The following is a 10,175-nucleotide window of genomic DNA, read 5'->3' as shown; positions in this document are numbered from 1 at the left end:
TCCCTTTGGGGGCTGGACTATGAAAAATATAAGGACTTGCTGTAACATAAAAAGGACAATTTTTTGTCTTGACAAACGGGTCCACTATAACCCTTGTCCAATGCCAATAACAGATAGTTTTAAATTATTACGCGTGGAAGTTTGTGGTGGCATAGCATCAGGTAAAACTACATTTGCTGCTTTATTGAGCGACAAGAGATTCAATCCATTGCTTGAAGACTTCAGGTCTAACCCCTTTTGGGTGGCTTTTTACTCTGACCCGGGCAAATATATTTTTGAGACGGAAGTTTCTTTTACTCTCCAGCACTATCACCAAGTAAAAAAAGAATCCGCACGGGGTAAAATTAACATTTGCGATTTTTCATTTTTGTTGGATAGCGCATATGCTAATGTTGGCCTTCAGGGTTCCCAGTTGTCGACCTACTTGACTGTCTATGAAGAGATTAAACGGGAGTTGTCACCGCCGCTCCTTGTAATCCATTTGAATTGCGATGCTGAGACGGAACTGAAAAGAATACGATTTAGGGGGCGTGACATTGAGAACCCAATAACCCTTGATTTCTTAAATTCTCTTAATCTGGCCGTCGAAAAAGAGGTACAAAAGGCAGCAGAAGAGACAAGGGTAATTTCAGTAAACAGCGCCCAAAAGAATTTTGCTGATATCGATGATATAAAAGAAGAAATACTAAATCTGATGACAACTATTTTATTGTAGCTTATATATGGATCCCTAAAATGGAACAATCGTTTACAATAGACCCACAGGTATTTCTACCTTATACCTTCCCCATCAAATGATCAATTTTCTGCCATATCAATGAACATGGCACGAGGAAATTTTTACTTGTAACCGTTATAGACATCTGTGATTTTACTTCGTCCCATTCACCTCTTAACTTTACCCCTGAATCATGCGTATCTATATCCCAAGGGCCGTCTGTATCTCCGATTATATCCGCATTCCCTTCCCTTAACTTATTAAGGATAAAATCTACTTTCTCTCTTGTAATATCATCGTATACATGCACATCTTCACATCCGCCCATTTACCATTTCCTCCTATTTACTGTCAGTTTAATACAATACTGTGGTAGTGTAAATCATCTTATATGAAATCATATGGCAAGTGCTCTAATGATTTTAAATTCTCTCTGACCGTTACTGTATTCGGGTGGTCGGCGCCGTAGGTTTCTGTGAAAATTTTTAGCGCTCTTTTGTAATATTCCAGACCTTTTTCCCTGTCTCCTTTCTCGCTCCATGCTGAACCCAGGTTGTTTAAATCCCGTCCTACGCTCTGGTGGTTTTCTCCATGTACGATAGTGTCTATTTTTAGCGCTATGCCGTAATAATCTATTGCCTTTTGTAAGTCTCCCAGCGTCCTCCATGCTAATCCCAAATTGTTATATCTTGTGGCTACCGAGGCGTGTTCCTCCCCAAATACGCTCACGTCTATCTTTATCGCCTTCATGTAGTAGTCTATCCCCCGGTATACAAAACCCAATGAACACCACGCCATCCCTATGTTGTTATAGTCTACCGCGATGTCAGGATGGTTTTCTCCAAGTATTTCCAGGTCTATATCCAACGCCCACGTGTAATATTCCATTGCCTTTTTAAAGTCTCTTTGGATGCTCCACGCCGTGCCAAGATTTGTATAATCCCTTGCTGTGTTTACGCTGCTATGACCATATATTGCTATATCTATCTCTAGCGCCTTCCTATAACACTCAATCGCCTTATCTACTTGTCCTATCGCACGCCACGCCAGTCCCATGTTGCTGTATATCGCGGCAATGTCTGAGCTGTCCTCATCAGAGCGCACACTTGCTGCGGATATGGCCATATTATAATACTCGATTGCCTTTTGTGCGTTGCCAAGCACACCCCACGCCAGCCCTATGTTGTTGTATAGCATTGAGATGGCCGGATGTGTGCCGCCCAAGAGGATTTTGTCAATATTTAATGCCTTCTCATAGTATTCAATTGCCTTTTCCGCCTGTCCTGCAGACCTTAAGGACATCCCTATATTGTTGTACCGGGAGACCACACGCTGGGTGTTTTCGCCATATAGCGCGAGATCAACACGGAGGGCCATCTTGAAATAATCTACTGCCTTGTCATAATTGCCTGTTCGATAGAGCGCAAGGGCGATGTTGTTATATCTGTCGGCAATTGACGGGTGCGACTCTCCATATGTCCTGAGGTCCAGCTCAAGCACCCTTATTGCATACTCTATGGCCCTCTTTTTGTCTCCCAGGATGTCCCACGCCTTCTCAAGCCTGTCGTAGGCGTAGGTTATCTGCGCTTTATCTGGCGTGAAGTCGTTAAAGTTCATTACTATCTCGTCTATTATTGCATGTACGTTTTCGCCGTCGATTGTTTCGGAGATTAGCTCTGCCGTATCGAGCGTATCATTGGGGTCAAGTCCTCTTGATACGCCGAAATTTACAAGCAGCTCCTTAAATTTATCATGGTTGATTGCAACAATCCCACCGGTGGTCTCAAGCCAGTGATGAATAGCAAACAACAATACCTTAAATCCTTCATAAACTAAAACGGTCAACTTGCCCCTGAGGATTTCATCTGTCCCGATAGCGCCAGAGTTGATAACGCACCTGTCTATGAAATGCGCGAGATAGTTTTCTCGTCCTTCCATACGTATTACTCCCTGTTAACGAAAAAGCCCAGTCAGCGAAAAATATATGTGTTTGTCTATTGTTTAGCCCATATCAACGACGATACACAGGCGGCTGGTCCAGTCGCGTTTTGATTGAACCCGAAAAAGCTTAATTTGTAATTTTCGTTTATTATGTCATTCAGGGCAGTGTTAACGGCATCCCTGCTTGCCGATGAGGTGACGATTCTCCTTTCAGTCCCGTTTTCTATTAAAATAGCAGAAAACGGTTTTTTGCAGGTCAGAGTTTTGCCGTCATTGGTATTAATCACTACAAACACGGCGTCAGACTGCTGCTCATCCTTTCCCCATTTATAGGACATAATGCGTCCGGCGGCGTGGGGTTTGGTGTTCGATACGTCAAAGGCAAATGGATATGTGCCCGGCGGCGGTACACTTCTGTAATTTGTAAACGAGAAATACATAGGAAACGCCCGTATGCCCTCAGGTCCTTTGATGGAATTTACTGCCTTCCACCTTGCCCCATCGGCTTCATAAAGCGTTGTAATCCAGTAGTTGTAGTCATATGCTATGTGCATGAACTCAGCCCGCTTGTCCTTATTAAAATCGAATAGTTTCTGAAAATAACCCGGTGAACTGTACGGTATCGGGGCGCCATGGGAATCAAACATCAGGGTTATAAGCTCAAACTCCGGGGCAGGGGGCATACCCATTACCGGGACATAGACTATCAGGTCTGTTATTCCATTGTTATCAAGGTCTGCCATTTCCGCTTTATACCCGTCTGTAGCTGTAAAGTTGCTGGTCTGAAACTGCCATTTTCTCCCGCCCTTGTCCAATCCTGTAAATATTATGTCACCGTCTTCGTTATATGTAACGTCAGCACCTGATGGGCCTATTTGTATCTTTCCAGCGGCGTTTTCACCAACTGGCAGTAGTACGGGGTTGGTACTGAAGACACGTGCCATCTCCGTTTTTTTAAACGGCAGGAAACTTAGATTTAATGCATGTGAGGCGATTGGCAGCAAAGCTATAGAGATTAACGTAAGCGTAAGCAGTGTGATTCTTTTTGTGTGATTTAACATAGTCTAATATTTCACTCCTATTATAGAGATTCCGGCAGCCTGAGCTTCCTTAATAACTGCATCCTTTTGGACTATCAGCGTGTTGTCTGCCTCAACTGCCAGCACCCTGGCCTTTACTTCCTTCATTGCGGCTATTGTATCAAGTCCAACGGCTGGGTAGTCGAAACGTTTGTCCTGAGCCGGTTTGCTGGTTTTTATTACAACGGCGCCGGTAACTGCCAGTTCACCGCCTCTTCTGATTGCCATGTCTGTACCCTCGATTGCCTCAACCGCCATGACAGCACGTCCCTTTACCACGATTGTTTGTCCTATATCCAGGCGTCCCATCTCCTTCGCAAGGGGAAAGCCAAAGTCAATGTCTTTCTGCTCGTCCTTTGATAACCCTTTTTTTGTCAGAAGCCCGGCAGGTGTTAACATGCCAGATGTAAAGTCTGTTATATTAAGTATTTTTATGCCTTCAGATTTAAACTCTTCAACCAGGGCATTGAGGATGGAATCATCGTTATTGTCTTTTAGTTTTATTAGAAAAGACACGGCCTTCATATCTGGCATTGTCTTGTTTTTATACAGAAGGGATTTGGGCACCTTCCCCGCCATAACAGCCTCTGTCAGACCTGCACCTTTTAGTGTCTTTATCAGTGTGCCCAGTTTGGCTACGTTTACAATGGTAAACTCATCGACATAGTCCCTGAGGGCCTCGTTGACAACAGGCTCAAGACCAACTGCGAACACCTTATAGCCCTGACGGTGCGCTTCCTCGGCAACTGCCATAGGTAGATATCCCATGCCCGCAATTAATCCGAGGGGTTTTCTCTCTATGTCTTGCGGCATATTCCCCTCTTGTTGTTCGATATAAACTCTATCAGCTTTTTTATCTCATCTGTCATATCCAGTTCATGCTCTACCTGTTTTATGGCCTCTTTTAATGTGTGTTTGTCGCGGAAGAGTATCTTATAAGCCTTTTTCAGATTCTGAATCTGGTCATCGGTAAAACCCTTCCGTTTTAGCCCAATGCTGTTGAGGCCGTAGAGTTTTGCCCTTGCCCCTGATGCAATTGTAAAGGGCGGGACATCCTGCCCGATTCCACTAAAACCGCCGACCATTGAATATGCGCCTATTCTTGTAAACTGATGTACTGCTACAATGCCGCCTATGACCGCGTGGTCTTCAACTTCTACATGCCCGGCAAGCGTGGCTGCGTTTGCCATTACTACGTGGTTTCCTACCTTACAGTCGTGGGCAATATGCACGTAGGCCATGATGAAGCAGTTGTCTCCTATTTCTGTAAGCCCATCCCCGCCTACCGACGCCCTGTGGATTGTCGAGTACTCCCTGATTATTGTATTGCTGCCAATCTTAACGCCGGTTTTTCTTCCGTCATATTTTAAATCCTGCGGCGGGAATCCAAGCCCGGCAAAAGGGTGGATGACACAGTCAGCGCCTATTTCTGTGTTTTCATCGATTACGATATTTGAGATTAAGCGTGTGCCTTTTGCTATTTTAACGCCATCACCAATTATGCAAAAAGGTCCGATGACTGCCTCATCATCGATTTTTGTATCTGCACCGATGATGGCTGTGGGATGTATCTGCATAGTTATCTCTCCTCCACAACGGCGACATCGGTTACCATTGCAGTGAACTCCGCCTCCGCCACTGTGTTGTCACCAACTGCAGCCCTGCCGGAGAATCTCCATACCTTGCCGCGCTTCTGGATTGATTTAATGATGAGCTGCAGGGTGTCACCAGGCAGTACTGGTTTTCTGAACTTGGCCTTCTCGATGCTCATAAAATATACTGTATTGCCTTCTACCCCGGATTTAAAGGCTAATATACCAGATACCTGTGCCAGTGCCTCAACGATTAATACACCAGGCATTACGGGATTCCCAGGGAAGTGTCCCTGAAAAAACGGCTCATTTATTGTTACATTTTTTATCCCAACGGCGCTCTCACCAGGTACCAGTTCAATTACCTTATCGACCATTAAAAATGGGTATCTATGTGGCAGCGTCTTTAATATCTCCATTATGTTTATCATATGACCTCCGGCGTATATTTTAAACCCATTACAATAAACAGGCCTATGTATTTATATCTTTAGTTAACTCAGCCAGTTGTTTCTCTAATTTATTTATCCTGTCATTTAGCTCTGGCAGTTTCGTAAACAATATGTGTGACCTTTTATATTGTAAATGGGGGAGGGAGGGTGAACCCATGTATGCACCTGTTTTGAGGTTTTCCATTACGCCCGACTGTGCACCCACTTTTGTGCCTGCTTCAATCTCTATGTGGTCAGAAATGCCCACCTGCCCGGCAAGCACGACATAGTCACCTAGTGAGGAACTCCCTGCAATGCCTGTTTGGGCAATGAGTATGGAGTTTTTACCAATCTTTACGTTATGCGCTATTTGGACAAGGTTGTCTATTTTTGTCCCTGCCCCAATTACTGTGGAGCCTGTGGTTGCCCTGTCTATGGTTGTGTTTGCCCCTATTTCTACATCGTCTTCTATTATTACAGTACCTATCTGAGGGATTTTTATGAACCGCCCGCCGTCCATTTCATAGCCAAAACCATCTGAGCCTATTACAGCCCCTGATTGGAGTATAACACGATTGCCTATTCTTACGTCTTCACGTATAGATACATTAGAGTAAATCAGGCAGTTCTGACCAATAATCGCATTTTCCCCTATATAAACGCCCGGATAGATGGTTGTATTGTCCCCTATTGACGCCCCGGAACTGATATATACCCCAGGGTATATGCTTATGTCTTTACCCAGTGTTACGCCTTCTGAGATATATGCCCCGTTCATCACGCCTGTCGCCCTGAAGGGTTTAGTGTAAAACATCCTCAGAAGTTTCGAAAACGCATGAGATGGGTTTGAAACAACTACCTGTGGAATATGTATATCATGGCGTTCACGCTTTATTATCACAGCGCTTGCCTGTGAGTTTATTAGCTTAGTGGTGAGTTTTAGATCAGCGAGATATGTGATTTGACCACTTTTTACGTCATCAACACCGCACGCCCCATCAATCTCTATGTCGTGGCCGCTTGTTACGCGGCCTCCCAACATATCGGATATCTCAATGAGCTTCATACGGCCGGCTATTTTTTCTTTAGATCGTTTAGTTTCTTTACAATCTTGTCTGTTATGTCAACGTTATCTGTGGAATACAACACCGCACCGCTTTCCAATATTGCTGTATATCCATCATCCTTTCCTATCTGGCGAATTATAGTCCTTATGTCTGTAAAGACATCTTTTGTGAGGTCGGTCTCTTTTTTTCTTACCTCATCTTGAGCCTCTGCAGCCATTCTCTTTATATCTCTGACCATTGTCTGCATTTCATCTTGTTTTTTCTTCTTTGCTTCCTCGGAAAGGGCAGAGCCTTTTTTATCTAAATCGGCCTTCATGCTGTCGATTGCCTTTTCCTTTTCCTCGATTTTGGTCTGGTGCGTTTTTATATAGGATTCTAACGCATCTTTTGCCCTTTTGCCCGGCTCAGATTCATTTATCACTTTCTGGATATCGACAAAACCGATTTTTACATTTTGCTGAGCCTTCGCCGCCGTTGCGGCAAATAAAAGCACAACGACCAATACCAATACCATCGAAACTTTCTTCATTTTTCCTCCTAAGTTTTTTCTATATCCACATATCATACTCTATTTCAACCATTTTTGGAAAGCCTCTTATTAAATTTTGGGTTAAATTTTGGGTTAAAAGAAATTCCCAAAAGAAAACTCAAGTCTGCCAAAGGAATCCCCATCGGTTCGTTTAAGATTAACCCCATACTCAAGGCGTATTGGGCCAAAGGGAGATATCCACCGTACCCCTGCGCCTGTAGTATACTTAACATCTGACAGAGTTATACCGCCTCCCAGGGCAGTGCCGATATCCACAAAATATACCCCCTTTAACTTTATCTCGGGGAATATAGGAAATATAATCTCGTTGTTTAACAGTACCTGGCTGGTGCCGCCAATATATGTGCCATCCCAGTCTTGCGGCCCGGCATATCCAAATTCAACACCCCTGACTGTTGTTATACCCCCAACATAGAATCTTTCATATAGTGGCAGCTGATTTCCACCATAACCGGTTGCATAGCCGTATCTTGCCCTTACTGAGTATGTCGTTGGGCCGATAAAGGGGAAAAACCATAGGGATTCAATGCCGGTTTTTATGTAATGATTAGAGCCTAACGCCCCGGCAAATGTAACATACGCACTGTTTCTTGAGCCGGTTGTAGGGTCAATGTAGCTGTCTCTGGTGTCACGAGATATGGACGGCGTGATGCTCCCTGTGGTTGAGTATCCTTCCTGCTCAAGTATTAATCTCGAAGCCGTGTCCTCTACATCGTGGATATTTACAGCCTCGAAACGGTAGGCAAGCCCTGCCTCCCAATATTCCCAGAATCTCTTGCTTATGCCTACAACTATACCGGTTGCCTTACGGCTGTAATCGATGTATTTTTTGTCCAGCCGGTAGATACTCCCGCTTACCGTATATGGTTTATCCAGAAACCATGGGTGTTTATAGGTTATCTCATACAGTGAAGACCCGCCAGCTTCCGCTGCTATTTTCATATAATCTCCTGTGCCGAACAGGTTTGTCTGGGTCAACTGTATCATACCTATCATCTTGTCAACAGAGCTGTAACCGCCGCCGACGCTTATAAAGCCCGTCATCTTTTCCTTGACCTTCACATCTATGTCAACTATATCTGAGTCGGGCTGTGGTTTTGGCGATACCTCAACATTGTCGAAGTAGTCAAGGTTTTTTATGTTTTGGAAGCTCCGTTTTAACTTCTTACTGTCATAAGTATCTCCTTCATTTATTGTTATCTCACGTCTTAGAACCTTGTCGCGTGTCTTTGTGTTGTCAGAAAACTCTATAGTGCCGATCTTATACACCTTACCCTCTTCAACTTTCAGGTCAACTTTGACAGTTAAGGCGGTTTCATTTGGTTGTACAATGGGGTTTATTATTGCCGTTGCGTAGCCCCTTTCCGTGTAGTAATCAGTGACGGTGTTTATGGACTTGGTCAGTGCCGATTTGCTGAAGACAGCTCCGGGCTTCATAGTGATGAGTTTTGAAAGTGTCTCAGTGTCAAAAGTGGTATTGCCGGTTATTATAATAGAATCAAGGTTATACGGCTGTCCTTCACTTATATCAAACCGCACGGTGATGCCCTTTTCGCTGACTATCACCTTAGGCTCGGCTATCTTGACATTTAAATAGCCATAGTCCATGTATAGGTTCTGGATATTTAAGACATCCTCTTCAAGTGCATCCTTTTTTACAAAACCGCTGCCATCGAAAAATGAGAGTATCCACCACTTTGTGGTATTTAGGACTTTTTTAATCTTCTTTGTGGCAATATGTTGATTTCCTGTTATCTCCACGCTGCGAATCTTAAGTTTTGGGCCTTCCTTAATCTCGAACGTCAGAGTAACCTCACCGTCTTTAGCTGCGCTTAGGATAGGGTAAATCTCTGATAAATAGTAGCCTTCGCTGTCATAGTAATCCTTAAGTTTCTTGACATTGTCCTGAATCAGTGTATTGTCAGATATGGAGCCTGCTGTAACGGTGGTTTTTTCCTTGAGTTTTTTATCGTCTAACTCGCTGTTGCCGTAGAAGGCTATTTTGGTTATAGTAGGTTTTTCCTTTACTATGTAGATGACTTTAAGGCCGCCTTCGAAGAACTCTGTCTCAACCTTGACATCGTCGAAGTATCCTAGTTTGTAGACGGTCTTAACGTCTTCGGATATCTTGTCCTGCGAAAGGGGTTGATTTGTCTTTTGTGTGAGTTTGGCCTTAATAGCCCCTTCTTCGATTCTCCTCGTGCCCCTTATCTCGATGGCGATAACCAGTGGTTCGGCAGAGACAGCCGGAGTAGGCGCGGCCATGACATAAGCCGGATAGTTCATCGTTAATATGAAAGAAATTGCAAGCAACAAACATAGTAGCAGTTTGGGGAAATGTCTTAGGCGGTTCATTTTCATATGATTTTCCTCTACACGTTTAGTAAAGTTCTTTGCGCAATGCCAAGGTACGCGCACTATTTCACGGCTCTGGTAGTATAAACTTTTACATCAGTCCTGTAAATAGTTTTTTTTATAATACCCTGCTGGAGGTGAAAATATTTTTAAGAGGGCAGGTTTGCGGCAGGGCGCACGGCGAGCATGTTAAAGGCTGTGTGACGATAAAAAGGGTATTTGAAAGAGATGAATACCAGCATGACCACCGTGTATGGCGCTTGGAGCAGCCTTGTTTGGAAACAAGATTAGGAGGTTTTTCATTGATACACCAGACAGCCTGTCTGAATTAGTAATGCTATTGTTTGAGAGTTATTAATCAGTGCATAAGTAAGTGGACATAACTATGCTGCATATTGTAATTTGCGATGCATAAAAAAACTGCGAATTATGTGTGGCAATT

10 protein-coding genes are annotated in these 10,175 nt (G+C 43.8%); 1 reads left to right on the top strand and 9 read right to left on the bottom strand.

Features of this window, described 5'->3' with window-relative positions; translation table 11 throughout:
• The coding region (locus ASN18_RS06120; protein WP_236861561.1) for a deoxynucleoside kinase at positions 1–715 on the top strand (715 nt) is incomplete at its 5' end.
• 61 nt (positions 716–776) lie between these two features.
• Here ASN18_RS06120 and ASN18_RS06115 read toward each other — a convergent pair.
• The 9 genes from ASN18_RS06115 to bamA all read right to left on the bottom strand — a co-directional run bounded on the left by ASN18_RS06115 (position 777) and on the right by bamA (position 9,739).
• Positions 777–1,046, bottom strand: a complete 270-nt coding sequence (locus ASN18_RS06115) for a hypothetical protein (RefSeq protein ID WP_085051865.1) — start codon at positions 1,044–1,046, stop codon at positions 777–779.
• 59 nt (positions 1,047–1,105) lie between these two features.
• Complete coding sequence (locus ASN18_RS06110) at positions 1,106–2,656, bottom strand: tetratricopeptide repeat protein (RefSeq protein WP_085051864.1); 1,551 nt, start codon at positions 2,654–2,656, stop codon at positions 1,106–1,108.
• Between the two features lie 56 nt (positions 2,657–2,712).
• Positions 2,713–3,720, bottom strand: coding sequence for a hypothetical protein (locus tag ASN18_RS06105; RefSeq protein WP_085051863.1), 1,008 nt, complete (start codon positions 3,718–3,720; stop codon positions 2,713–2,715).
• 3 nt (positions 3,721–3,723) lie between these two features.
• A complete protein-coding gene (locus ASN18_RS06100) occupies positions 3,724–4,551 on the bottom strand; it encodes an LpxI family protein (RefSeq protein WP_085051862.1) in 828 nt (275 codons plus the stop codon).
• Positions 4,536–5,315 (bottom strand): acyl-ACP--UDP-N-acetylglucosamine O-acyltransferase, encoded by a 780-nt coding sequence (gene lpxA / locus ASN18_RS06095; RefSeq protein ID WP_085051861.1) that lies wholly within the window; start codon positions 5,313–5,315, stop codon positions 4,536–4,538. The genes ASN18_RS06100 and lpxA overlap by 16 nt, the downstream gene beginning before the upstream one ends.
• 2 nt (positions 5,316–5,317) lie before the next feature.
• On the bottom strand, positions 5,318–5,761 hold the full coding sequence (fabZ, locus tag ASN18_RS06090; protein WP_085051860.1) for a 3-hydroxyacyl-ACP dehydratase FabZ: 444 nt from the start codon (positions 5,759–5,761) through the stop codon (positions 5,318–5,320).
• 43 nt (positions 5,762–5,804) lie between these two features.
• A complete protein-coding gene (lpxD, locus tag ASN18_RS06085) occupies positions 5,805–6,827 on the bottom strand; it encodes a UDP-3-O-(3-hydroxymyristoyl)glucosamine N-acyltransferase (protein WP_085051859.1) in 1,023 nt (340 codons plus the stop codon).
• Between the two features lie 8 nt (positions 6,828–6,835).
• A complete protein-coding gene (locus tag ASN18_RS06080; protein ID WP_236861560.1) occupies positions 6,836–7,357 on the bottom strand; it encodes an OmpH/Skp family outer membrane protein in 522 nt (173 codons plus the stop codon).
• A gap of 93 nt (positions 7,358–7,450) precedes the next feature.
• Positions 7,451–9,739 (bottom strand): outer membrane protein assembly factor BamA, encoded by a 2,289-nt coding sequence (gene bamA / locus ASN18_RS06075; protein WP_085051857.1) that lies wholly within the window; start codon positions 9,737–9,739, stop codon positions 7,451–7,453.
• Positions 9,740–10,175: the final 436 nt, after the last annotated feature.

Origin of the sequence: Candidatus Magnetominusculus xianensis, from assembly GCA_001541255.1 — a bacterium.
In the GTDB taxonomy this organism is placed as follows: domain Bacteria; phylum Nitrospirota; class Thermodesulfovibrionia; order Thermodesulfovibrionales; family Magnetobacteriaceae; genus Magnetominusculus; species Magnetominusculus xianensis.
Note: the sequence above shows the minus strand (reverse complement) of the source record. Positions and strands in the feature narration are given on the sequence as shown.